The sequence below is a fragment of the Agaribacter flavus genome (genome assembly GCF_042646125.1).
Taxonomy (GTDB): domain Bacteria; phylum Pseudomonadota; class Gammaproteobacteria; order Enterobacterales; family Alteromonadaceae; genus Glaciecola; species Glaciecola flavus.
The window spans coordinates 130,547-154,221 of sequence record NZ_JBHRSW010000015.1 but is presented as its reverse complement, the minus strand read 5'-3'; the positions used below and the strand labels follow the sequence as shown (position 1 = coordinate 154,221).

20 protein-coding genes and 1 pseudogene are annotated in these 23,675 nt (G+C 42.0%); 14 read left to right on the top strand and 7 right to left on the bottom strand.

From position 1 onward, the window contains the following. Positions 1-24 precede the first annotated feature (24 nt). The 3 genes from eno to mutS all read right to left on the bottom strand — a co-directional run bounded on the left by eno (position 25) and on the right by mutS (position 5,733). Positions 25-1,317, bottom strand: coding sequence for a phosphopyruvate hydratase (gene eno / locus ACFOHL_RS10140; protein WP_376920108.1), 1,293 nt, complete (start codon positions 1,315-1,317; stop codon positions 25-27). A gap of 30 nt (positions 1,318-1,347) precedes the next feature. After that, positions 1,348-2,979: a CTP synthase gene (locus ACFOHL_RS10135; RefSeq protein WP_376920107.1), complete on the bottom strand. Its 1,632-nt coding sequence runs from the start codon at positions 2,977-2,979 to the stop codon at positions 1,348-1,350. 141 nt (positions 2,980-3,120) lie between these two features. Beyond that, positions 3,121-5,733, bottom strand: coding sequence for a DNA mismatch repair protein MutS (gene mutS / locus ACFOHL_RS10130; RefSeq protein WP_376920106.1), 2,613 nt, complete (start codon positions 5,731-5,733; stop codon positions 3,121-3,123). A gap of 284 nt (positions 5,734-6,017) precedes the next feature. Here mutS and ACFOHL_RS10125 point away from each other — a divergent pair, with 284 nt between their 5' ends. Then, positions 6,018-6,503, top strand: coding sequence for a CinA family protein (locus ACFOHL_RS10125; RefSeq protein WP_376920105.1), 486 nt, complete (start codon positions 6,018-6,020; stop codon positions 6,501-6,503). A 136-nt stretch (positions 6,504-6,639) separates the two neighbouring features. Then, positions 6,640-7,671 carry a recombinase RecA gene (gene recA, locus ACFOHL_RS10120; protein ID WP_376920104.1) on the top strand — a complete coding sequence of 344 codons (1,032 nt, stop codon included), beginning with the start codon at positions 6,640-6,642 and terminating at the stop codon, positions 7,669-7,671. 134 nt (positions 7,672-7,805) lie between these two features. Here the strand turns inward: recA and ACFOHL_RS10115 are convergent, their stop codons facing one another. Both ACFOHL_RS10115 and ACFOHL_RS10110 read right to left on the bottom strand, forming a co-directional pair. Then, positions 7,806-8,135: an EscU/YscU/HrcU family type III secretion system export apparatus switch protein gene (locus ACFOHL_RS10115; protein WP_376920103.1), complete on the bottom strand. Its 330-nt coding sequence runs from the start codon at positions 8,133-8,135 to the stop codon at positions 7,806-7,808. Positions 8,136-8,157: 22 nt separating this feature from the next. Continuing rightward, positions 8,158-10,461: a hypothetical protein gene (locus ACFOHL_RS10110; RefSeq protein WP_376920102.1), complete on the bottom strand. Its 2,304-nt coding sequence runs from the start codon at positions 10,459-10,461 to the stop codon at positions 8,158-8,160. 188 nt (positions 10,462-10,649) lie between these two features. Between ACFOHL_RS10110 and ccmA the strand changes: the two genes are divergently transcribed. From ccmA to ACFOHL_RS10060, 10 genes and pseudogenes are all read left to right on the top strand, one after another. Next, entirely contained in the window at positions 10,650-11,276 is a 627-nt protein-coding gene (gene ccmA / locus ACFOHL_RS10105; protein WP_376920101.1) for a cytochrome c biogenesis heme-transporting ATPase CcmA, read from the top strand. Further along, positions 11,276-11,941 carry a heme exporter protein CcmB gene (gene ccmB, locus ACFOHL_RS10100; protein WP_376920132.1) on the top strand — a complete coding sequence of 222 codons (666 nt, stop codon included), beginning with the start codon at positions 11,276-11,278 and terminating at the stop codon, positions 11,939-11,941. The genes ccmA and ccmB overlap by 1 nt, the downstream gene beginning before the upstream one ends. Beyond that, a pseudogene (locus tag ACFOHL_RS10095) lies at positions 11,941-12,654 on the top strand (heme ABC transporter permease); the annotation flags it as partial. The gene ccmB and the pseudogene ACFOHL_RS10095, both read left to right, overlap by 1 nt. A gap of 6 nt (positions 12,655-12,660) precedes the next feature. After that, positions 12,661-13,005: a heme exporter protein CcmD gene (gene ccmD, locus ACFOHL_RS10090; RefSeq protein WP_376920131.1), complete on the top strand. Its 345-nt coding sequence runs from the start codon at positions 12,661-12,663 to the stop codon at positions 13,003-13,005. Further along, positions 12,989-13,477: a cytochrome c maturation protein CcmE gene (ccmE, locus tag ACFOHL_RS10085; RefSeq protein WP_376920100.1), complete on the top strand. Its 489-nt coding sequence runs from the start codon at positions 12,989-12,991 to the stop codon at positions 13,475-13,477. Before ccmD ends, ccmE begins: the two co-directional genes overlap by 17 nt. Continuing rightward, positions 13,474-15,498, top strand: coding sequence for a heme lyase CcmF/NrfE family subunit (locus ACFOHL_RS10080; protein WP_376920099.1), 2,025 nt, complete (start codon positions 13,474-13,476; stop codon positions 15,496-15,498). Before ccmE ends, ACFOHL_RS10080 begins: the two co-directional genes overlap by 4 nt. Next, on the top strand, positions 15,495-16,088 hold the full coding sequence (locus ACFOHL_RS10075; protein ID WP_376920098.1) for a redoxin family protein: 594 nt from the start codon (positions 15,495-15,497) through the stop codon (positions 16,086-16,088). Before ACFOHL_RS10080 ends, ACFOHL_RS10075 begins: the two co-directional genes overlap by 4 nt. Further along, on the top strand, positions 16,085-16,570 hold the full coding sequence (locus ACFOHL_RS10070) for a cytochrome c-type biogenesis protein (protein WP_376920097.1): 486 nt from the start codon (positions 16,085-16,087) through the stop codon (positions 16,568-16,570). Before ACFOHL_RS10075 ends, ACFOHL_RS10070 begins: the two co-directional genes overlap by 4 nt. Positions 16,571-16,577: 7 nt before the next feature. Next, positions 16,578-17,849, top strand: coding sequence for a c-type cytochrome biogenesis protein CcmI (gene ccmI, locus ACFOHL_RS10065; protein ID WP_376920096.1), 1,272 nt, complete (start codon positions 16,578-16,580; stop codon positions 17,847-17,849). Continuing rightward, on the top strand, positions 17,850-18,668 hold the full coding sequence (locus ACFOHL_RS10060; RefSeq protein ID WP_376920095.1) for an MlaA family lipoprotein: 819 nt from the start codon (positions 17,850-17,852) through the stop codon (positions 18,666-18,668). Between the two features lie 175 nt (positions 18,669-18,843). Here ACFOHL_RS10060 and galE read toward each other — a convergent pair whose 3' ends face one another. Both galE and ACFOHL_RS10050 read right to left on the bottom strand, forming a co-directional pair. Continuing rightward, entirely contained in the window at positions 18,844-19,863 is a 1,020-nt protein-coding gene (gene galE, locus ACFOHL_RS10055; RefSeq protein ID WP_376920094.1) for a UDP-glucose 4-epimerase GalE, read from the bottom strand. Beyond that, the gene (locus tag ACFOHL_RS10050; protein ID WP_376920093.1) at positions 19,860-20,162 is read right to left on the bottom strand and encodes a DUF6170 family protein; all 303 of its coding nucleotides are present in this window, start codon (positions 20,160-20,162) and stop codon (positions 19,860-19,862) included. Before ACFOHL_RS10050 ends, galE begins: the two co-directional genes overlap by 4 nt. Positions 20,163-20,619: 457 nt before the next feature. Here ACFOHL_RS10050 and wecA point away from each other — a divergent pair, with 457 nt between their 5' ends. Then, a complete protein-coding gene (gene wecA / locus ACFOHL_RS10045; RefSeq protein WP_376920092.1) occupies positions 20,620-21,681 on the top strand; it encodes a UDP-N-acetylglucosamine--undecaprenyl-phosphate N-acetylglucosaminephosphotransferase in 1,062 nt (353 codons plus the stop codon). Positions 21,682-21,979: 298 nt separating this feature from the next. Next, complete coding sequence (locus ACFOHL_RS10040) at positions 21,980-23,674, top strand: polysaccharide biosynthesis/export family protein (RefSeq protein ID WP_376920091.1); 1,695 nt, start codon at positions 21,980-21,982, stop codon at positions 23,672-23,674. Position 23,675: the final 1 nt, after the last annotated feature.

The window sequence follows — 23,675 nt, the reverse complement described above, 5'->3', positions numbered from 1 at the left end:
TTAGTTAAGTAAACCTTACAAAGCTTATTGCCCTTTTATTTCAGAACGCCCTTTGTACGGTGCATCAGCACCTAATTCACCTTCGATACGAAGTAACTGGTTGTATTTTGCTACACGGTCAGAGCGACACAGAGAGCCTGTTTTAATTTGACCCGCTGCCGTGCCTACTGCTAAATCTGCAATTGTAGCGTCTTCCGTTTCACCACTACGGTGAGAAATCACTGCTGTGAAGCCAGCGTCTTTCGCCATCTTGATCGCGTTTAATGTTTCGGTAAGTGAACCGATTTGGTTAAACTTAATAAGAATGGAGTTACCTACACCGTTGTCGATACCACGCTTGAGGATCTTGGTGTTAGTAACAAATAAATCGTCACCCACTAATTGGATTTTGTCGCCAAGTTTACTGGTAAGATAAGCCCAACCGTCCCAATCGCTCTCGTCTAGACCATCTTCAATAGACACGATGGGATATTGAGAAGAAAGCTCAGCTAAGTAATCACTGAAACCTTCAGAATCAAATGACTTGTCTTCGCCGCTAAGCACATACTGCCCATCTTTGTAAAATTCTGAAGAAGCACAGTCTAGTGCAAGAGTGATATCTTCATTCATTTTGTAGCCAGCATTTTCTACCGCTTCCGTGATAACCGCGAGGGCTTCTGCATTTGAGCTTAAGTTTGGCGCAAAACCACCTTCATCACCCACAGCCGTATTTAAGCCTTTTGATGACAATACTTTTTTAAGTGCGTGGAAAATTTCAGCACCCATACGCAATGCTTCACTGAAACTGGATGCGCCGACAGGTTGAACCATAAATTCTTGAATATCGACGTTATTGTCAGCGTGCTCACCACCGTTGATGATGTTCATCATTGGCACAGGCATTGAGTACTGACCTGGTGTACCGTTGAGTTCAGCAATGTGTGCATAAAGAGGTTTGCCCGTGCTGATTGCTTGTGCTTTAGCGATAGCTAACGATACTGCCAATATTGCATTTGCGCCTAATACTTCTTTGTTTTCTGTGCCATCCAAATCAATCATGATCTGGTCAAGTTTTGCTTGTTCGCCTGCTTCTTCACCCACGAGAGCGGCAGCAATTTTATCGTTTACTGCACCTACCGCTTTCAATACTCCCTTGCCTAGGTAACGAGACTTGTCGCCATCACGCAGTTCGAGTGCTTCACGTGAACCCGTTGAAGCGCCTGAGGGGGCAGCTGCGCGACCCATTGCACCACACTCTAAGTATACATCTGCCTCTACAGTAGGGTTTCCGCGCGAGTCTAATATTTCTCTTCCAACAATTCGGCTAATTTTGGCCATTATAGATGATTCCTCTATTCCAAATTTTGATTAATTGTGTTTCTTATTGTACTCATTGGCGGCGGCAACGAAGCCTTCGAACAATGGGTGTCCATCTCTGGGAGTAGAGTTGAACTCAGGGTGAAACTGCCCTGCAATAAACCATGGATGATCGTCTAATTCGATCACTTCTACTAGTCGTTTGTCGGTAGATAAACCACTAATTTTTAGTCCTGCCTCTTCCAACTTGGGACGCAGGTTGTTATTCACTTCATAACGATGGCGGTGACGTTCAAATATTTCTATACTGCCATAGGTGTCAGCCACTTTACTACCTTCCACTAAGTGACACAACTGGCTGCCAAGGCGCATGGTACCACCTAAATCACCCGAAACATCTCTGATCTCTGTTGAACCGTCAGAATCTAACCACTCAGTGATTAGACCGACGACCGGGTAGGGCGTTTCGCTATCAAATTCAGTACTATTGGCATTTTCCATACCGGCAACATGGCGCGCAAACTCAATGTATGCGACTTGCATACCCAAGCATATTCCCAAATAAGGAATGTCGTTTTCTCGCGCGTGTTTTGCTGCGGCAATTTTGCCCTCAATGCCGCGTTCGCCAAAGCCACCAGGTACAAGTATCGCATCTAGCTCTTTTAGCACCGTGGCGCCTTTGCTTTCGATGTCCTGAGAGTCGATATATTTAATGTTAACCGTGACTCTATTTTTGAGGCCAGCGTGTTTGAGGGCTTCATTCACCGATTTATACGCGTCAGGTAATTCGACGTATTTTCCGACCATACCAATGGTCACTTCGTTATTTGGGTTTGATTCAGCATATAAGACTTGTTCCCACTCAGATAAATCGGCTTCTGGGCAATCAAAACCAAAGCGCTCGACAACTAACTCATCCATGCCCTGAGCTTTTAAGGCAGCGGGTATACGATAAATACTGTCTGCGTCGCGTAAAGAGATAACGGCTTTTTCGTTAACATTGGTAAACAATGCGATTTTTGAACGCTCGTTGTTAGGTAAAGCGCATTCTGAGCGACAAACTAAAATATCAGGTTGAATACCAATCGAGCGAAGTTCTTTAACTGAGTGTTGTGTGGGTTTAGTTTTCACTTCGCCAGAAGCCGCCAAATAGGGCACGAGTGTAAGGTGCATAAACATTGTGCGTTCGCGACCGAGTTCTGCGCCCATTTGTCGAATGGCTTCGATAAAAGGTTGCGATTCAATATCACCCACCGTGCCACCGATTTCAACAATGGCGATTTCGTTTCCTTCACCGCCAGCAACGACGCGCTTTTTAATTTCGTTGGTAATATGAGGGATCACTTGAATTGTTGCACCAAGATAGTCTCCCCTGCGTTCTTTGCGCAGTACCTCTTCATAAACTCGGCCAGTAGTAAAGTTGTTTCGTTGAGTCATACGAGTGCGAATAAATCGCTCATAATGTCCCAAATCTAAATCAGTTTCTGCGCCATCATCGGTAACGAAAACCTCGCCATGTTGGATGGGGCTCATCGTGCCAGGATCGACATTGATATATGGGTCGAGTTTAAGCATGGTGACTTTTAGTCCACGGGCTTCCAAAATTGCTGCTAATGAGGCCGCAGCGATGCCCTTACCTAATGATGAAACAACACCACCAGTGACGAAAATATACTTTGTCATATAAGGCCTGATGTAAAGAAAAAGTTATAGAAGCATTAGCTTTTGTCAAAGCGTAATGCGACACAGAGAAAAAGAAAGCTCTCTATTGCTGGGCGCATAGTATAGCGGTTTTTACCCTGTTGAGTAAACGAATTTATTCGCTTAAATCTTCAGCATAGCGCGCCATTCATACAAGAGATTTTGTGCCTCGCGAGGGCTCAAGGCATCAATGTCCGTCTGTCTTAATTTTTCTTCTAGCCAATTGCAAGCACCTATATCAGCTTGGGGGTGACTCGAGGTGTTTGTCTCAACAGAGGCTGTACTGACTGCATTGTTATTAGCGCCAAGGGACTCTAGTTCATGTAGCTTGTTTGAGGCTATTTGTAACACGGCTTTTGGCACGCCGGCTAGTTTTGCGACTTGTAAGCCATAACTTTTGTTGGCGGCACCTCGTAGTACTTGGTGCATAAAACGAATGTCATCTTGGTGTTCAATGGCGCTCAGGTGTATGTTGCTGATTGTCGGTTCATCTTCTGCCAATGCCGTTAATTCAAAGTAGTGCGTGGCAAACAGGGTAAAACAGTTAATTTTCCTTGCCAGATAGCTCGCACAAGCCCATGCTAATGAGAGTCCGTCATACGTACTTGTACCTCTTCCAATTTCGTCCATGAGTACCAAGCTGTTTTCGGTCGCGTTGTTTAATATGTTGGCAGTTTCGGTCATTTCCACCATAAAGGTCGAACGGCCAGACGCTAAGTCATCAGAGGCGCCAATGCGAGTGAATATGCGGTCGATTTGACCAATTCGACAAGCTGAGGCAGGCACAAACGATCCTACATACGCCAACAGCACGATTAATGCAGTTTGCCGCATATATGTTGACTTACCCCCCATATTCGGACCTGTGATCATCAACATTTTGATCTCATTATTGGTCGACAGAGGGTTAGCAATAAACGGCGCGTTCATCACTTGTTCTACAACGGGGTGTCGACCGTCGGAGTACTCGATACAATTTTCGTTGACGAAATCGGGTTTCGTCCAGTCTAGACTTTCTGCTCGTTCGGCTAGCGTGTTCATTACATCTAATTTGGCTAAATAATGAGCGCTATCGAGTAGGGCAGCCAAGTGCGGTATGATTTGATCAAAGAGTTCTTCGTAAAGACGCTTTTCCAATGCTAACGCTTTGCTTTGGCTAGTGAGTACTTTGTCCTCATGCTCTTTAAGTTCTGGAATAATAAAGCGCTCGTTGTTTTTGAGTGTTTGTCTACGTATATAGTCTGGTGGTACTAAGTGATTGTTTGCCCGACTTATTTCGATATAAAAACCGTGTACCTTATTGTAGTTGACTTTTAAAGTAGCGATACCCGTTCGTTCACGCTCGCGCGTTTCTAGTTCATACAAGTAGTCTGTTGCGCCCGATGCTAAAGCGCGCAGCTCATCTAATTCTTGGTTGAATCCCTCTCTAATGACACCGCCATCTCTGAGCACAACGGGAGGGTTATCGATAATGGCGTCTTCGAGTAGTGAGGCGAGTGCTGGGTAGGTGCTAATCTTCTCGATGTATTGAGTGAAAATATGATCTTCGTCGTTTTGCGCTGTACTTGATAGATCTGTTTGGATAATTTCAGATAGCAGCGACAGTACTTCAGGAAGTGTTTTTAAGGCTGTAGACAAACGTGAAAAATCTCTTGGTCTCGCATTTCTTAAGCCAATTCGAGATAACACTCGTTCAATGTCACCAATGTTTTTTAGGTGTTGCGCTAAAACACTATCACCTGTATTGATAAGCGCTTGTATGGCGCGTTGGCGGCTTGTGATTTCTTGTATTGAACGCGTAGGTGCGTGCAGCATTCTTTGCAGTAAACGCGAACCCATAGCGGTACTGGTCGTGTCTAATATACTGAGGAGTGTGTTTTCTGTTCCACCTGATAAATTGCGAGTTAACTCAAGGTTTTTTTGTGTCGTTGCGTCCATTTGCAATATATCTGCGTGGTTGTCACAGACAATTTTGTTTAGATGGATGAGTTGAGTGCGTTGGGTTTCTTGAACGTATTGCAATAAACAACCAGCACAATTAATGGCTAGCATGTTTTCATCTACACCAAACCCACTCAAGCTGGACGTACTAAATTGCTTATTTAGCTTGCTAAGTGCTGTTTGTTTGTCAAATTCCCATGCAGGACGTCGTCTACTGCCCTTAAACGCTTCGACAATATCTGATTGGCTGAAATCATCGGCGTATAGCAACTCAGCAATGTTTATTCGATACATGGCAGAGAGTAGATCTTCCTTTGACTTGCAATCACTGACCACAAACCTACCACTGGCTACATCCAAATATGCAAAACCAAAGGCTTGCTTGTGTTCGTATATAGCAGCTAAAACCGCTTCTCTTTTTTCGTCCTGCAAGGCTTCGTCAGTGATCGTGCCTGGGGTAACAATTCTGACGACTTTTCTTTCTACTGGTCCTTTACTCGTGGCGGGATCACCCACTTGTTCGCATATTGCGACTGACTCCCCCATTTTTACGAGCTTGGCTAAATAGTTTTCGGCAGCGTGGTAGGGAACGCCAGCCATAGGGATGGGTTCTCCACCAGATTTTCCACGTGCAGTCAACGATATGTTTAGCAAATGGGCGGCTTTTTTAGCGTCATCGAAGAATAGTTCGTAAAAATCACCCATGCGATAAAAAACTAAAATATTGGGATGTTCTGCTTTAATATTTAAGTATTGCGCCATCATTGGCGTGTGTTTTTGAGATGATGTAGGCATGTCTCTCATTTTTTATTGTTGTTATAGTTTCTATACGCTGATCTTAAAACATATTTGCAATAATAAGAACTGTATATGACATTGACTTTTAAGCGTCACTTTTTGAGCTATCAAGAATCAAGACAAAAGGCGTGTGGGGAACTACACAGTGCAAATTGCTGCAAGTACATCCTTGTACGTTTAAATTTTTCATCCATGAAAAATAAATTTGCACTGTGTAGTTCCCCACACGCCTTTTGTCTTGATTCTTGTTAGATTGTTTTGTTGCACGGGAATCTTACTAAATGAGTATTAACGGTAAACTAGCAGAAGAACTGGGTGAAATATTACTAAGGAAAAAGCAAACGGTTACAACGGTGGAGTCTTGTACTGGAGGTGGGATTGCTTATGCGATTACTAATGTAGCGGGTTCTTCGCAGTGGTTTCGACAAGCATGGGTAACCTATGCCAATGAAGCAAAAGAAACCCTTGTAGGCGTGTCAAAAGAAACCTTGATGGAGCACGGTGCAGTGTCTGCACAGACTGTTGTTGAAATGTCTTATGGTGGTTTGCGAGCCGCTGATGCCGATTATTGTATTGCAGTAAGCGGTATTGCAGGCCCAGGCGGAGGTACAGATGCTAAACCGGTAGGTACAGTGTGGTTTGCTATCCGACACAAAGATACGTGTTTAACCTATCATCAAGTATTTACTGGTGACAGGGCGGCGATTCGTCAACAGGCAATTCACTTCGCTTTGAAAAAACTGATCCAAATAGCGGTTGTTGATTAATTAATTCAAGTTATCATTGTGGAGTGACATCATAATTTTGCTAATTAATATTGTACTGTATAGTTATACAGTGTAAAGTGTGTAATATAATTTTGCTTATCTCAAAAAAGCGTCTTCAAAAACCAAGGATATCATTGTGAAAGATAATAAAAACCAAGCACTCACTGCCGCATTAGGCCAAATAGAAAAACAATTTGGTAAAGGTGCCATTATGCGTTTGGGTGACAATCAGGCAATGGATATTGAAGCTATTTCTACTGGATCATTGACGATCGACATCGCCTTAGGCATTGGTGGTTTGCCCTGTGGTCGAGTAGTTGAAATTTATGGGCCGGAATCTTCGGGTAAAACAACGCTTACCTTGCAAGTTATTGCAGAAGCACAAAAGGCTGGCAAAACTTGTGCATTTGTTGATGCGGAACACGCCCTTGATCCGGTATATGCAGAAAAGCTAGGCGTCAATATTGATGATTTGTTGGTATCTCAACCAGATACAGGCGAACAAGCACTCGAAATTTGCGATATGTTGGTGCGCTCTGGTGCCGTCGATGTAGTGATCGTTGACTCCGTTGCCGCTTTGACACCAAAAGCAGAAATCGAGGGAGATATGGGAGACTCTCATGTCGGTTTGCAAGCACGCTTAATGTCACAAGCATTACGTAAACTTACTGCTAATATCAAGCGCTCAAATACCTTATGTGTATTTATTAACCAGATCCGGATGAAAATTGGCGTGATGTTTGGTAATCCAGAAACCACCACTGGTGGTAATGCGCTTAAATTCTATTCTTCAGTACGCTTGGATATTCGTCGAATCGGCGCAATAAAAGACGGGGATGAGGTCGTGGGTAATGAAACGCGCGTCAAGGTGGTAAAAAACAAAGTCGCACCGCCCTTTAAGCAGGCTGAGTTCCAGATCATGTATGGGCAAGGTATTAGCAAAGAAGCTGAACTTATTGATCTTGGCGTAAAGCAAAAGCTTGTCGAGAAAGCAGGTGCTTGGTATAGCTATAATGGTGACCGTATTGGTCAAGGTAAAGCCAACGTTGTCAGATATCTAAAAGAAAATCCAGCAATTGCTAAGGATATCGAGACAAAGATCAGAGCAGAATTATTATTGACTAAAAAAGTGGATGAAGCCGAAGAAGAAAGCGCAATCGCAGAGTAACTGATTGCTTTGCCAATATGCTAGCAGACGGCTATGTTGTAAATGATTTATATGTTTAACATAGCCAATGCTGTAGCTTTATAGGCTGTTTTTCTTTGTAAAATTATAGGACAAAGATGAGCGGCCTATAATATTTATTCTAAGAAATCTATTCGCTGATGCGTATTTTCCCATTCTGCAGGAAACTTTCCTTGTAAAACATATGAAAAACTGATCAATTCGGCTATTACTGTGTACAGTGTTTCAGGTACTGCTTGGCCTAAATCTAAATGAGAGAGTATATTACTCAATTGCTCGTCTTCATGAATGAAAATACCATGGCTTTTAGCTAAGGTAATGATTTCTTGAGCCAAATCTCCATTTCCTTTTGCCATGACTGTTGGTGCGCTTTTACTTGTTTTTGCATCGTATTTTAAGGCGGTGGCTTGCTTCTTACTATTGCTTGTTTGGTATGCATTTTTCATCTTGTTCATGCCTCAAATTTGATTAAGCGTAGGTTTTCATCGTACTAAGTTGTGTCTCCATCAATGATGAGGGAATTTTAGCAACGTAAACTTTTTGTTCGACCAAAGATATCCCTAAATCATTGAGTCTTTGGCCGAATTTAGGTAGGGACTGTTCGACGCTTCGTTTTAAAGCATCATTAGAGGCATACAATCCAAGGCTAAGTGACTGTTGCCTGATGATAGTTTTTGCTAAAAGTTGGCCTCTTTTCCCGATATCTAATTTTAAGTCGAGTTTCCATTGTGTCTCCAAGCGATCTTCTTCATCGTCGTTACGCTGATGTTCCCTTTTTAAGCTGACTTGTATTTCCTGCCCTGAGGGATTTATTAAATTAGGGACAACAAAATACAAACTATCGCTGGACTGAATAGTGTTGTCAGCACTTTTAAGGGTGTTCAAACTTCGTTGATTGAATATTTGCCGAATACCGTTGAGTAACTGAGTGTGGCTGCCATGCTCGCTTTCTGTTCGGTTTTTTGAACTGACTTGATTAGCTTGTTTTGTGAATTGCGGAATCTGTGACTTTCCAAGCAGTAAATGCGTCAGCTGTTGTTGTATGGATGCAGGGGCGCTGGTCGATGGCAGTAGGCGCACAATCAATAAATTGACGAGTGCCTCAACGAAGTTGTTGGCGGGTTTGGGAGTGCGAATAGCTTGAGTCAGCATTCCATCTGTCAATAAACTCGAATGTAATTGCTTTAATTCGGTGTTGCTAGGGATATCTGGGAATTCAGTGGCTGCTTTGTCAGTATTTTCTTTTCGGGTTATTTGTTTATCTATGACAGGGATTGAATTTGCATTGGTGCTAGCATCTGTAGTGTTATTGGTTTGTTTGCCTGCCAGTTTAATAGCATTAAGTGGAGGAGTATCTAATTTGGTTTGTGTAACCTTCAGTAATCCCTTGAAAATTTCATTGATCAGTTGCTGCAATTTAGGGTCGACTGGCGCATCCGTTTTGAGTAACAAGTTTTTAATATTAGATTGGAGTTTGCTTGAAACGGCATGTTCGTCGATTTGACTAAGGGTTTTGAATTGTTCCACTAGTGCTCGTGAAGGCAAAAACACTCGGTCGTCTATAGTATTTTTGTATAATTGTTCACCACTTGATTTGTTTTTAATCGTTCTCGTTTGTTGTGTTTGAGAGATATTGTCCTCAACTGAGTTTTGCTGTGGTTTATGTTCATTTGTAGGGTTTTTAGCTGAACTACTATCATGATGTAATACATGAATGGGTACAAATATTGTCCTAGGTTTCGAAACTAACTGAACCTGCACATATTTGCTTTTTCCGTCCCTTTCTTGTGTTACTAAGAGCTGCTCGCTGCCTTGGCTATCATTCTGCGGAATAATTGATTTTTGTATTGATTCAAGCCCTTTTACCGACTTCACAATTTCGCTACTTGCGGGTAATAAAATTTGACTTTGCTTATGGCCTTGCTCGCCGAGGACAAATATATTTTGTTGAAGCAGTTTGTCTAAAGCAATCTTTGAAGAAACACTTAAACTTTCGTTGAGTTTCACTATTTGACTTTTAGTTAGGCTGAGTTTGGACACTTGATAGTTGGCTTTTTCAAGTGCCAGATTGCCAATGATGGTACCCTTATTCGTGTTGACTATTTCGATTTTTAATCGGTCTTTTGGCGATATCTCTAAATCAGCTAATGCGTCGCTTGATAAGGTGATTTCAGATACCGGCGCGCCTCTGGTTCGCAAGCTAACAGTGCCGATTTGTCGACCTTCCGATACTTGGATTGTCTTGCTTTTTATGTCTAGCGATACACCATATTTCAAGTCCTTGTTTACATCAACTCCACCAAATTTCATTATGTTGCTTGCGAGTTGAAGCACTGCGCTGTACGTGTTGATACGTGTAGTCGCAGTGGGGAAAATGGCTGCTTTACTGAGGTCATGCATTGAAATATCTTTCCATTGCTTGGCTAGCTGTCTGGCAAGCGCATTGGCAATAGGCGGTATGTTTTGGTTTTCTGCTGATTGAACAATCAGCTTTGCGCGCTCATTTCTAACGCCAGTGAGTATAAGTTTGTCACCCTCTTTTAGGGGAGGATTGACAGAGAGTGTTTCATTGGCAATCCGAATTTTTTGATTGCTGCTTTGTATCTGCAAGCTGGTGTGTGTTCGATTGACTTTAACGACGGTTAGTGTGAGTGGTAGGCCTTGCTTTATTGCATCTTTGGCGTATTCTGAAACGGTCATTTTTGTGCCGCCTGATACAGTATCCTGCAGCTGGGGTAAGGATTGCGGCGATGTTATAGATGATGTATTCATAACTAGCTTATCGGAAAATTGTGTAATTTCTCTACAGAAATATTCTCATTTATCAGTGACACTTAAAGGAAACATAGCCATTTTTTATGTTATTATTTCACCTACTGAGAGTGGTGCTTACGGCATACAACAAAGGCTATGTAAAACTTAACGGGAGCGTAGCCACAAATAAATAGATGGGAAAAGTATTGGGTCTCCTTCAACTTCAAGATATCAGCTGCGAAAAACAAGACCGTGTACTCTTTGCAAACTTGAGCTTAACCCTTGCAAAAGGGGAGCTATTGTTCCTAAAGGGCGAAAATGGTGCGGGTAAAACAAGTTTACTTAGGATCATGGTTGGTCTAAGCAAGCCGCAAAGAGGTAAGGTGTATTTTGATGGTGTCGACTTAACAGAAGACATGAGTGTTTGCGAAAAGTTAATCTATTGCGGCCACAAGTTAGGTTTGAACGCATCACTCAATCCCGTTGAAAACTTGATGTTTTGGTCAAATACACATGGCCATAACGCGTCATTGACTGAATTAGAGGATATTTTAGAACAACTGGGTTTGTTTGGTATGGAAGACTTACCCCTTAGGCAGCTTTCTGCTGGACAACAAAGGCGAGTGTCTTTGGCTAAATTGTGGATAAATACTCACGCGAAATTATGGGTATTGGATGAGCCTTTTACTGCCCTCGATAAGCAAACTGTCGAGCTACTGGAAAATAAGCTTGACAGTTTTGTTGAAAGCGGCGGTTCAGTCGTGCTGACCTCGCACCAACAAGCTAGTCTAAACTGTAAGCAGAGAGAGTGGATACTGGAGTATCTCCACTAATGCGGGCATTATTAGCTGTATTTAAACGCGAATTGGCTCTGTCGTTTCGTCAGCGTTCCGAACTCATGCAGCCTTTGATGTTTTTTATCATTGTCATCAGCTTGTTTCCCGTGGCTATTGGCCCCAGTCCAGAACTATTACAGCGTGTGTCAGGAGGTGTGGTTTGGGTAGCAGCCATTCTTTCACTTCTATTAGGAATGGAACGTTTGTTTAGGGACGACTTTTTAGATGGTACATTGGAACAGTATCTATTGAGCGCGACACCTGCTTATTTGATCGTATTGGTAAAAGTGCTGGCACACTGGATAATTAGTATTTTGCCTCTTTTGATCTTGTCGCCTTTGTTGGCGCTTTTTTTGAATATGACTGTCCAAATGTATTGGGTTTTAATGTTGACGCTATTAATTGGCACCCCAATTATCAGTTTGATCGGTGCAATAGGGGTTGCGCTTACGGTTAGCTTGCATAAAAGTGGTGTATTGTTACCACTCATTTTACTGCCGTTATTCATCCCCTTGTTAATTTTTTCTACGTCAGCGATTGAATCTGTATCTTTGCAACTACCGTATGGATTTCAGCTGGGTATAATGACAGCAATTTTGCTTTTTTCACTTGCTTTAGCGCCCAGTGCTATTGCCTATTCTTTAAAGGTGAGTCTCAACTAATGTGGAAGTGGTTTAACCAATTTGCCAAGCCGGATCGCACTTACAAGTTGTGTAATCAACTATTGCCTTGGTTTGTAGGAATTTTTGTCGTCGCTATGCCTATTGGCATGATCTGGGGATTGATATATGCACCCACTGATTACCAGCAGTTTGACGTATACCGAATAATTTATATCCATGTTCCCACGGCTACACTCTCATTAAGTGCATATATGGCGATGGCGGTGGCGGGTTTTGTCGGCTTAGTTTGGCAGTGGCGAACAGCCTTAATAACGATGATTGCTATCGCGCCTGTTGGTGCTATTGTGACCTTTGTATCTTTGTTTACGGGAGCAGTGTGGGGTAAGCCCACTTGGGGAACGTATTGGATTTGGGATGCACGCCTCACTTCACAACTAGTATTGTTGTTTTTATATGTGGGAGTGCTGGCTTTGTATGTGTCCTTTGAAGATAAGATTCAGGGTGGCAAAGCAGCAGCAATCCTGTCTTTAGTTGGGGTAATTAACATACCTATAATCAAATATTCGGTTGAGTGGTGGAATACCTTGCACCAACCTGCAACGATCAGCAAAATAGACAAGCCAGATATGCCAATGGCCATGTTGCTTCCTTTGTTGATCTCCATTTTGGGTACCTTGGGTTTTATCGCAACATCAGTCTTAATACGCTTAAAAAACGAATTGATTAAAGCTGACGCACATCGTCCTTGGGTTTTTGAGATGATGCAAAACAAGCAGCATGATTTACACACAATACCTAACAAAATATTGGTCACTGGGCTTGCGGTTATGTTTGCTGTGATCGGTGTGGTTTATATGACAGGACAAGGCTTTAAGTTTGATTCTGCTCAGGCCTTTTTTGATATGGGCGGAAGAGCATTATTTGTGTGGCTATCTTTTGGTGTAGGTTTGTGCGCAATGTTGGCAGTACTCGCGTATTCAATTTTTATGAATGGGATAGTGAAACGCGAAGTCACTAAGCAGCATCGACGGGCACAACGCATAATTGAAGCCCGTAAAAACAGGAAAAAGAGTAAAGAGGTAGCAGATGAACCGTCGACGTAAACAAAGGCTAATGGCTGTTACTGCAGCGTTTGTATTATTGGCAGCAGCCGTGTCTGTCATGCTGGTGAGTTTGAACGACAGTATTGACGTATTTTATACCCCTACTGAAATTCACAATGGTAAAACAGCTACGGGTAAAAAACCGATAGTCGGACAACGTTTACGAATTGGCGGTTTGGTAGTGCCTGGGAGCGTTGAACGAGACGAAGATTCACTTAGTGTTAGTTTTGAACTTGTTGATTCTGGCCCTACTGTAAAAGTCGAGTTTGATGGGATTTTGCCTGACTTGTTTAGAGAAGGACAGGGTATTGTCGCCACTGGTGAGTTAAGAAATCCGACACTGATTGCTGCTACTGAGGTTTTGGCTAAACACGACGAAGAATACATGCCACCTGAGCTTGCAGAACAACTCAAAGGTATCAAACACTTCAAGCCAGATGATACAAAAACTAGTGCGGGGAGTTATCAATGATTGCAGAATTGGGTAATCTCACACTCGTCATCGCCTTGGTCTTGTCAATATTGTTAGCGGTATATCCTTTGTGGGGCGCGCAAACTGATAATCAAGTTTTGATGTCGATGGCGCGTCCTTTAGCTTTTGGTTTATTCATATTTACCTTAATTGCCTATGGCGTGTTAACCCATGCTTTTGTCATTGATGATTTTTCTTTGACATATGTGGCGCAAAACTCAAACAGCAAGTTACCCGTGTACTACAAGGTCACCGCTGTTTGGGGAGGACATGAGGGATCTTTTTTACTGTGGGTGCTGATCTTTGCGATTTGGACGGTTGCAGTGGCTCTATTCTCCAAAGGCATACCTGAAAAAATGCTAGCTCGAGTGCTATCAGTGCTGGGTATGGTGAGTATTTCATTTTATTTGTTTATGCTGATTACCTCTAATCCCTTTGATAGCATGTTGCCGTTTTACCCAGTGGATGGGCGTGATCTCAATCCTTTACTACAGGATTTCGGCATGATCATTCATCCCCCCATGCTGTATATGGGTTATGTTGGTTTTTCTGTTGCTTTTGCCTTTGCTATTGCTGCTTTGATAGGTGGGCAGCTTGATTCTACCTGGGCGCGCTGGTCTCGCCCATGGACAATTGCGGCATGGGCTTTTTTGACATTGGGTTTAGCACTCGGCAGTTGGTGGGCATATTATGAGCTAGGTTGGGGCGGCTGGTGGTTTTGGGATCCGGTTGAAAACGCCGCTTTTATGCCTTGGTTGGCAGGTACAGCTTTAATGCATTCGCTTGCCGTCACTGAAAAGCGCAAAGTATTTAAGTCTTGGACAGTTTTGCTCGCTATCGCTGCTTTCTCTTTAAGTTTACTGGGAACTTTTCTGGTTAGGTCGGGTGTACTGGTGTCAGTACATTCCTTTGCTTCCGATCCTTCAAGGGGGCTATTTATACTAGGTTTACTCGTCATTGTAATTGGTGGTTCCTTGCTCTTGTATGCAGTAAGAGCGTCTCAGTTGAAATCAGTTGGGCGTTATGATTTGTTCTCTCGAGAAATGATGCTAATGGGCAATAATGTACTTCTTTGTGCTGCAACGGTTGTGGTTTTATTAGGGACGCTGTTTCCTCTTATCCATAAAGAAATTGGTCTCGGCAGCATTTCTATTGGCGCGCCATTCTTTAATCAAATGTTTACGTTACTAATTGTGCCTTTTGTTTTCTTTTTGGGCGTGGGGCCATTAACACGATGGAAAAGGCAAAAACCAAAAGCGTTAAGAAACCAGTTGGTTATGGCGTTCTTTATTTCGCTGTCGGCCGGTTTATTGGTGATATTTAGCTACGACCACTTTTCTCAACTCGCTCTACTTGGCATGACGATGAGCTTCTGGATTTTAGTAGCGACAGTATTTGAAGTTCGTCAACGCGTTGTATCGCCGTTAAAAGAAGAACCTATTTTACAATCTTTAAAAAAGCTTACTCCCAGTCATTGGGGAATGGTCTTAGGGCATGTAGGTTTTGCAGTTTGCCTCATTGGTATAACCTTGGTAAGTAATTACGAAAAAGAAATGGATGTGCGGGTAAAAATTGGTCAAACCATACAGATGGCGGATTACGATGTTAAGTTCATCGGTGTCGAAGCGATACAAGGTCCAAACTACACGGCAGATAGAGGAATCTTTGATATCTACAAAAATGGTAAACTCATCAACCATCTTGAGCCAGAAAAACGCTTTTATACTGTTCAGCAAATGCCGATGACCGAGGCGGGTATTCATACTACCTTGACTCGAGATTTGTTTATAGCAATGGGGGAGCCTTTAGAGGGCGGAGATTGGGCGATCCAGTTGTATTACAAACCTTTTGTTGTATGGATTTGGGGCGGAGCTTTTATTATGAGTATTGGTGCGGCATTTTCTATCGCCGATAAGCGTTACCGGATTAAAAAGATAGCACAGTTCAAGCGTGCTGCTAAGAGTGAAGATGCATCGACTTTTGGTACGCCACAAAGTGCTTCGAGAGAGAGCATACTATGAAGCGTTTAACTTGGTTTTTGTTACCTCTTGTCTTATTTTTGTCTCTTAGTGTGTTTTTATACAAAGGGTTGTTCTCAGACCCTTCTGAACGAGAGTCTGTTGTACTGGCGAATACTTTTCCAGCTTTTTCTTTACCTGATCTTATGGACGAAAGTGTCATTCATACAAACGATCTGTTTAAGGGAAAAATGACTTTGGTCAATGTTTGGGGGGTATGGTGTGTGACCTGTGCCATCGAATTACCTTATTTGACTGAATTAAGTCAACAAGGCTATCGGTTTGTCGGTTTGTATTACGACCAGGATCTAGACCCAGATTTTGGCAGTAAAACTATCAATAGAGTGCGTGCAGAAGTCATTGAAACAACCTCACGCTTCGGGAACCCTTTTGAATTCAATATTTTTGATGTGTACCGAGACACCAGTTTAGATTTGGGTGTTACAGGTGCGCCTGAGACTTTTTTAGTTGATCACGATGGAGTAATACGGGTGCATCATCTTGGCGATATTAATGAGCGGGTGTGGCAATCTAAGTTTATGCCGGTGATTAATGCCATACGGGAGGAGACAGCGACAGGTGCCATGCAATGAGTAGAGTAAAGCTATCACCTATTATTTTTGCATGCATATGCCTATTGGTTAGCGGCGTAAAAGCGGAAGATACAAAACAACGAGTTGTTCCAGACGATTATGCGGAGAACTACGCCTTCGATGATCCGAATCAACGACAAGTGTTTTTAAAGCTGACAAAAGAACTGCGATGCCCAATGTGCCAAAACCAAAATATTGCTGATTCGGATGCTATGATTGCCCATGACATGAGGCGTAAGGTATATCAGCTTATGCAAGAAGGTAAAAATGAAGGGCAGGTGATTGATTTTATGAAAGCGCGTTACGGCGACTTTGTACATTATCAACCGCCGGTAAATACTGCGACGATATGGCTTTGGATAATACCATTGTGCTTTGTCTTTATTATGTTTGGGATGTTTATCGTGAGGCGAAAAACGCACGAAGAAGATAACATCGAAGATAAGTTGGCCAAGGCAGACGAGTTACTAAAAGAAGAATAAAAAGTACATGACCGAATTTTATATTTACGCCTTTGCGCTTGTAGTGTTTGCCAGTTTGTTTGTTGTTGTTCCTATTGTTAGCAAAAACAGAAAAAATCGGTATGAAGTGTCCAACGCCAATGTAGTCAAACAACGGATGCAAGAACTGGATGAAGAAGTTGAGCAGGGGCTAATATCCGAAAAAGATAAAAAAACGGCTCTAAAAGAGCTAAAGCTCGCTTTGTACAATGAAAGCTTGGCACCGAAAGAGGAGCAAACCGGCGAGCGAAAGCGCATTAAGATGCATCCACTATTACTCGCCGCTTTGTCGTTCCCCGCCGTTTTAGTAGGTATAGTGGTTTATTATTCATCAAATCAATTGTCAGGGCTGCAAGAGTACATTCACTTACTCAACAATACCGAAGCGCTAACCCGAACTATGGCTGAAAGTGGTAATCAACAAATTAGCGCAGACGACTATGCTAAGTATGCAGTGATCATTAGGCATCGTCTGAAGGACACACCTAAGGATCCAACCGGTTGGAAAATTTTAGGACAAGTGCAACTTGCTATTGGCCGCATAGAGCAATCAATAGCAGCGTATCAACGCGCTTTAGAGTTATCGCCTCAGGACACAGATACTCGATATAAGTATGCAAATGCATTGATGGCCGCTGGTACCGAAAATTCATTGAAAAATGCGGCTAATCAGGTGCAATTTTTGATTGCTAAAGACACTACAAATAAGGACTATCGATTGCTGCTTACTGTGATCGCGACACAACTAGGGAACGCAGAGCTTGCTGGGCAAAACTTTGCTATGATAAAGGGTATGATGGCACCAGAGAGTAATTTTTATCAATCGCTTGTGGTTCAATTGCGGCGCATTGGGGTAGAAGAACATTATCTCTCAAGCGCCGATACAGTAAACGAACAAGTAGACACATTGACCAGTATTCAAATTAGGGTCGAATTGAGCGAAAAGCTCACAAGTAAGCTACCCGACAACGGGTTTTTGATTGTGTTCGCACAAGATGCGCAAAGTGAGGTGAGGATACCTTTGGCAGTCAAACGTTTGGCCTTAAGTTCATTTCCTGTCAATGTGACTCTATCTACCGAAAATGCCATGCTGGCTGGACGAACCTTAGATACCGTTGAAAGTGTAAAGCTAACAGCTAGAGTGTCTAGAGACGCAGATGTGATGGCTGCCAGTGGTGAATTGGAAGGTGGCATTGAGGCTATCCCCTTGCTTAAAGGAAAAGCGGTGTCTACAACTATACTGATTGATAAGGAGATTTAAGTGAAACTACTGCAACTGGCATCGATAGTCGTTTGTTTGGCCTTGGGCGCCTGTACGGCGAACCATGCAGAACAACAAGCGCAATCCAGTAACCAAGCAGGGACAGAGCAAAACCGCTCTGAAGCTAGCAAACAAGCAAAAGCTTACGATCCATTAGAGCCTGTCAACCGCGTTATTTGGGATTTCAACTACGATGTACTTGACCGCTACCTGATCAAACCTGTCACACTGGGCTATGTTGCCGTTATGCCGCAACCTGTACGAAATGGACTGATGAATGCGGTATATAATTTGGAAGAACCTGCAAATACGATTAATAATATCTTGCAAGGGAAACCAGGCGATTCTGCTACCAGCCTAGGGCGTTTTCTGGTTAATTCAACGGTTGGTGTTTTAGGTCTTTTTGACGTAGCGCAAAGCATGGGGCTGGAGCGTCAAGAGGAAGACTTTGGACAAGTACTTGGTGTGTGGGGGGTAGGCACTGGACCGTACTTGATGTTGCCAGGTTTGGGGCCAAGTGATGTTCGCAGTTTTACCGGCGATATCGTAGACAACTATTATTGGCCATCGACCGTACTTGATGATCCTATCGTCATTGCGGCAAATTTAATCAGCGTTATCGAAACGAGAGCGTCATTAATAGAAGTAGAAGAAAACCTAAACCGTTCACTAGACCAGTATTTATTTGTCCGTGATGTGTATTTTCAGCGTCTGGCTTTTGATGTCAGTGACGGAAAAATAGGGCAAAAAAGCGAAGAAGAAATCGAGCAAGAAGCTGATGATTTTTCTGACTTTGAAAGTTTGTTGGAAGGGCAGTAAAGCACATCAACGACTGGTTTGATGCTAGGTAAATATCTACAAAAATAGCTTTGGCCGAATGTTTTGTTTTGCAGCAAGTAAATAGATTGCTTTCTTTCAAATATATGCTCGGACTTCCTGCATTTAACGAGGTCAGTATTAAACCTCGCTAAAGTAGGTGATAGTGTTTAAAAAGTTATTTGGGATACCCATCTGGGTTATTGGACTGCCAACGCCACGAATCTTCGCACATTTCTTTTAGTCCTTTTTCTGCCTTCCAGTTCAGTTCTGCAGTTGCTAGCTTAGGGTCAGCGTAACAAGAGGCAACGTCGCCTTCACGGCGAGGTGCTATTTTGTAAGGAAGCGGCTTACCACTGGCTTGTTCGAAGGCTTTTACCATTTCAAGTACACTATATCCCTGACCTGTACCAAGGTTACAAGTAAATAAGCCTGCGTTGTCATCAATTTTGGCTAGCGCTTTTAAATGGCCGTTTGCAAGGTCTTCAACATGGATGTAATCGCGTACACCTGTGCCATCTGGCGTGTCATAATCGTTCCCAAATACACTTAAGTATTCACGCTTGCCTGTTGCCACTTGAGTAATAAATGGCATTAAATTATTTGGGATACCATTTGGATCCTCGCCTATTCGACCAGAAGCATGTGCACCCGCTGGGTTGAAATATCTGAGTAAAACGATATTCCACTCTTTGTCTGATTTATAAATATCGGAGAGGATTAGTTCAACCATCAACTTTGATTGACCGTATGGATTGGTGGGTTTTCCGGTTGGCAGGTTTTCATGTAAGGGTAATTCTATCGGATCACCATAAACAGTGGCAGACGAGCTAAACACTATATTTTTGCAACCGTGTGCTTTCATTGCCTTGCACAGATTTAATGTGCCATATACGTTGTTTTCGTAATAGTGCATGGGCTTTACAACCGACTCACCGACGGCTTTTAAACCGGCAAAGTGAATAACAGAGTCGATAGTGTAGTCTGAAAATAATGAATTTAAGCAAGCATCATCTAAGATATCACCTTTTATGAATGTTGCTTGTTTACCGGTGATCTCTTCTACTCGTTTTAAGCTTTCTGGAGAAGAATTGGATAAGTTATCAAGAACGACGACCTTGTAGTCGTTTTCTAACAACTGTAAAACAGTATGGCTGCCGATGTAACCACTACCACCAGTGACTAAAATTGTTTTCATTCATTGTCCTTGTTAATTTGCTTAGGGAGATATTGTACGCTCATTGAGTATTGTAATGGTTTAACCACTAGTGGATAAAGCAACAAAATCAGTACAGCCCATGCCAGTGCCCACCAATTTTCTGATACCTTTAGGAGCAGTACAAAAACGGGCACAATCACGAGCAATTTTAAAATATTGAGGATGGTTTTTTGAGGAATAGGCATGTTTTTGGATGCCGCTTCAAGTATGGCCATTCTCTCTGTGAGCGTTAGGTTTTGTAGCCCAGGAATTTTTCGTGTTGAAATATAAATTTTCAAAATAATAATAGTTGGCTTTTTTTCTATTATACTTAAAAAAATAAATGCTGTTTGTTTTTTAATACTTTGAAAAAGTAAGTACTCGTCTTTTCAAACCAAAAGCATGAAACCCATGACATGGACACCAAATTGCATTTTTCAACTTGTTTGAAAATACAACTAAATTGCTAACTTTTATGTCGCATAAAAAAGACACAAGTAGTGAAAAATACTGAAAATGTAAAAAAATGTTATCAATCAAGGCTTAAGAGAATATTTACATGCTTTTTTATTGCACTTTACTGGATATCAACGTACCCTTAGACCATATTTTTTAAGGTGCTATTTGTATCGCTTGTATGGTCAAACTATATGTTTCAATCAATATTTTGCAAATACAAGTAAGAATCTACAAGCTTAACTAAAACAACTATAGATGCATCTTGAAGCTACTGTTGCCGAAGGTCTTTTTACTTTAATGACGTATATACATTACGCGCCAATAATAATAACTGCGTTGATAACCTCTGTATTACTCGTTGTGATGACACCTGTTGCTCACTTTCTTGGATTAGTTGATATCCCTAATTACAGAAAGAATCACTCAGGCAATATTCCATTGACTGGTGGTTTGGCCATGTTCATGGGGATTCTTTTTGCCAGCCTTATTACTGATGTCGTTTTCCAAAATAACCCGATGTTTTTAACATCTGCTGCGTTTATTGTACTTTTGGGGATGCTGGATGACCGGTTTGATTTGAGCGCAAAAGGCAGATTGTTTTGTCAATTCGTTGTCTCTGCATTAATGGTTTGGGTAGCTGACAATTATGTCGTTAATTTAGGCGATATTTTTGGCTTTGGCGCTTTACATATACCTACTTTGGGTTACGTATTCACCATGGTTTGTGTGGTTGGAGTCATCAATGCGTTCAACATGATAGACGGAATAGATGGATTAGCCGGTGGTATGAGTCTAGTCGTGTTATTTTCTGTTATTGTGCTCATGTACGTGCAGGGCGATTTATCAGGAATCACTGCACCTTTGGTTATTGCTGCTGCGATAGTCCCTTTTCTTGCTTTCAATTTGAGTATTAAAGGATTTAAAGGAAATAAAATTTTCATGGGCGACGCTGGCAGTATGTTTATCGGGCTAGCTATTGTTTGGTTGCTCGTAGAAAATGCAGGTTCGACCGATTCTACATTTAGACCAATCACGGCAGTGTGGTTAATTGGCCTTCCATTGATGGATATGGCTGCGATTATGATTCGTCGCGCCAGAAAAGGGCGTTCGGTGTTGCAGCCTGATAAACATCACTTGCACAATATATTCATTAGAGCGGGGTTTAGCCCCTTTGCAGCTTTGTTATCTATATTGCTAATGGGAGTCGCTTTTTGTACTGTTGCGGTGATATCTGAAGTATATTTGATACCAGAATACATAATGTTCTATGCTTTTATAGCTACACTCGCTGTGTTTACTGGAGTATTACTAAACATTTGGAAAATTCTTCGCCTTATTAGACGGATAGGAATAGTCTAGTCAAAATGAAAGGGATTTTTCTTATTCTGAGTTTTAGCTTGAGTGCATGTGTTAGCGTTAAAACTAGAACTCTAGATATTCCTACAATACAACATGGATTTGTTCCGTCGAGTACCCTTCTTGATCAAGATACAGTTTCAATCAATTCATCTGTCTATCGTATTCTAAGGCTCTATATTTCAGCAAATGGCAATAAATGCTCATTCGCTAGGGCTAGTCAATCTTCGGTTGATGTGAGAATTTGTGATGTCAACGGTGAGTTAATACTGCTACCCCACGCTTTACTAAGTAAAAATCAATGATAAAAAATTTATTCGTGCTTATTATTGTATTGATTCCGAGCTTGGCATTCGGGCAATCGAATGTATCGCAGGAAAAAGAGAATGTAGCGACTGTTCAAGACCTAGAAAATTTTATTAATACTTCAGAACAACAGACAGATATTGGGCAAAATATTGAAGAAGGTTATGAACAAATTGACGAGTTTAAGCCTTTTGGTCACGCTCTTTTTGACGATGTAAATGTAACACAACGCAGAGTGTTGACTAATCCTGAATATTTGCTTGCAGCGGGTGATAAAATTTCCGTTCAATTGTGGGGCGCGGTCAATCAATCTGATATCCACATTGTTGACAATCAGTTAAATCTATTCATTCCTAATGTTGGTCCTATAAATTTACAAGACGTGACAGCCCAGAATTTGAACCAAGTGGTGTCACAAAAAATTAAAAGCGTGTATACCGATAACGTTAATATTTACGTAAATTTGTTGGCTACCACACCTGTGGGTGTCATGGTGTCAGGCGGGGTGTCTATTCCGGGTGTCTATGCAGGGACATCCAGTGACTCTGTCCTATTTTACTTAAAGCGAGCCGGAGGTATTGATCCCAAAAAAGGCTCGTACAGGAGCATCAAAATTATTCGTAATGGTGAGTTACTGCAGACGATAGACTTGTATGATTTCCTGACTAAAGGAAAGTTAGTCGAGCATGCATTTAAAGATGGTGACGTAATATTTGCTTCCTTTCGAGGTCCCAGTGTAAGTGTGACAGAGGGTGAGACAAGGCTGTCTTTCGAATTTTCAGAAGATTCAATAAGGGGTAGTGATTTAGTAGAGCTAGCAAAGCCTGATGTTAGCATCAGCCACATAGCGATAAATGGTGTTCGGGATAAAAAACCGATTGCCTTATATCTATCAAGAGACGAATTTTTAAACTTTACTCTTCGTAACGGTGACGAATTACTATTTAATGAAGATTTGCGTCCGCAAGTCATCAGTGTTGAGTTATCTGGAAGTTACTTAGGTCCTTCTTTTTATGCCGTGCCAACTTCAACACGTTTGTCGAATTTGTTGGATTACGTTGAGGTTGATCCGGAACAAGCAAATTTGCAGTCAATATATGTTGTCCGTGAAAGTGTAAAACAGCAACAAAAGGAACTTTTAGATGCTTCATTGTCTCGTTTAGAGAGGAATGTTTATACTGCGCCCGCATCCTCTGATGGTGAGGCTCGTCTTAGAGCACAAGAAGCACAATTGGTCTCTCAATTTATTGAGCGAGCAAGGCAAATAGAACCAACTGGGAAAGTGGTTGTGTCTATTGACGGTAAGGCAGCAAATATACTTTTGGAACAGGGCGATACGATAGTCATCCCTCCAAAGTCGGATTTGATCAATATTTCGGGAGAAGTGGTGTTCCCGCAAGCGATTGTGTTCAATGAGGGAGCTTCAATTAAAGACTATATAAATTGGGCGGGAGGATACTCTGATAGAGCTAATCAAGACACTATAGTTATACTCCATACCAATGGCGCATCGAGTATAGTTAGTTTGAGCAATACAAACTGGTTTTCTGGACAATCAGATTACAAGTTAGCGCCCGGTGACCAAATATTGGTGTTGCCCAAAGTGGACGAAAAGCTCATGCAGTCTGTAAAAGATATTACTCAGATAATCTTTCAAATTGCAGTGGCAGCAAATGTCGCATTTGACTAAA

Bases quoted from the DNA above. Each gene is read 5' to 3' on its own strand.
- eno (WP_376920108.1), bottom strand. From the start codon at position 1,317: ATGGCCAAAATTAGCCGAATTGTTGGAAGAGAAATATTAGACTCGCGC.
- ACFOHL_RS10135 (WP_376920107.1), bottom strand. From the start codon at position 2,979: ATGACAAAGTATATTTTCGTCACTGGTGGTGTTGTTTCATCATTAGGT.
- mutS (WP_376920106.1), bottom strand. From the start codon at position 5,733: ATGCCTACATCATCTCAAAAACACACGCCAATGATGGCGCAATACTTA.
- ACFOHL_RS10125 (WP_376920105.1), top strand. From the start codon at position 6,018: ATGAGTATTAACGGTAAACTAGCAGAAGAACTGGGTGAAATATTACTA.
- ACFOHL_RS10115 (WP_376920103.1), bottom strand. From the start codon at position 8,135: ATGAAAAATGCATACCAAACAAGCAATAGTAAGAAGCAAGCCACCGCC.
- ACFOHL_RS10110 (WP_376920102.1), bottom strand. From the start codon at position 10,461: ATGAATACATCATCTATAACATCGCCGCAATCCTTACCCCAGCTGCAG.
- ccmB (WP_376920132.1), top strand. From the start codon at position 11,276: ATGCGGGCATTATTAGCTGTATTTAAACGCGAATTGGCTCTGTCGTTT.
- ccmD (WP_376920131.1), top strand. From the start codon at position 12,661: ATGATGCAAAACAAGCAGCATGATTTACACACAATACCTAACAAAATA.
- ccmE (WP_376920100.1), top strand. From the start codon at position 12,989: ATGAACCGTCGACGTAAACAAAGGCTAATGGCTGTTACTGCAGCGTTT.
- ACFOHL_RS10080 (WP_376920099.1), top strand. From the start codon at position 13,474: ATGATTGCAGAATTGGGTAATCTCACACTCGTCATCGCCTTGGTCTTG.
- ACFOHL_RS10075 (WP_376920098.1), top strand. From the start codon at position 15,495: ATGAAGCGTTTAACTTGGTTTTTGTTACCTCTTGTCTTATTTTTGTCT.
- ACFOHL_RS10070 (WP_376920097.1), top strand. From the start codon at position 16,085: ATGAGTAGAGTAAAGCTATCACCTATTATTTTTGCATGCATATGCCTA.
- ccmI (WP_376920096.1), top strand. From the start codon at position 16,578: ATGACCGAATTTTATATTTACGCCTTTGCGCTTGTAGTGTTTGCCAGT.
- galE (WP_376920094.1), bottom strand. From the start codon at position 19,863: ATGAAAACAATTTTAGTCACTGGTGGTAGTGGTTACATCGGCAGCCAT.
- wecA (WP_376920092.1), top strand. From the start codon at position 20,620: ATGACGTATATACATTACGCGCCAATAATAATAACTGCGTTGATAACC.
- ACFOHL_RS10040 (WP_376920091.1), top strand. From the start codon at position 21,980: ATGATAAAAAATTTATTCGTGCTTATTATTGTATTGATTCCGAGCTTG.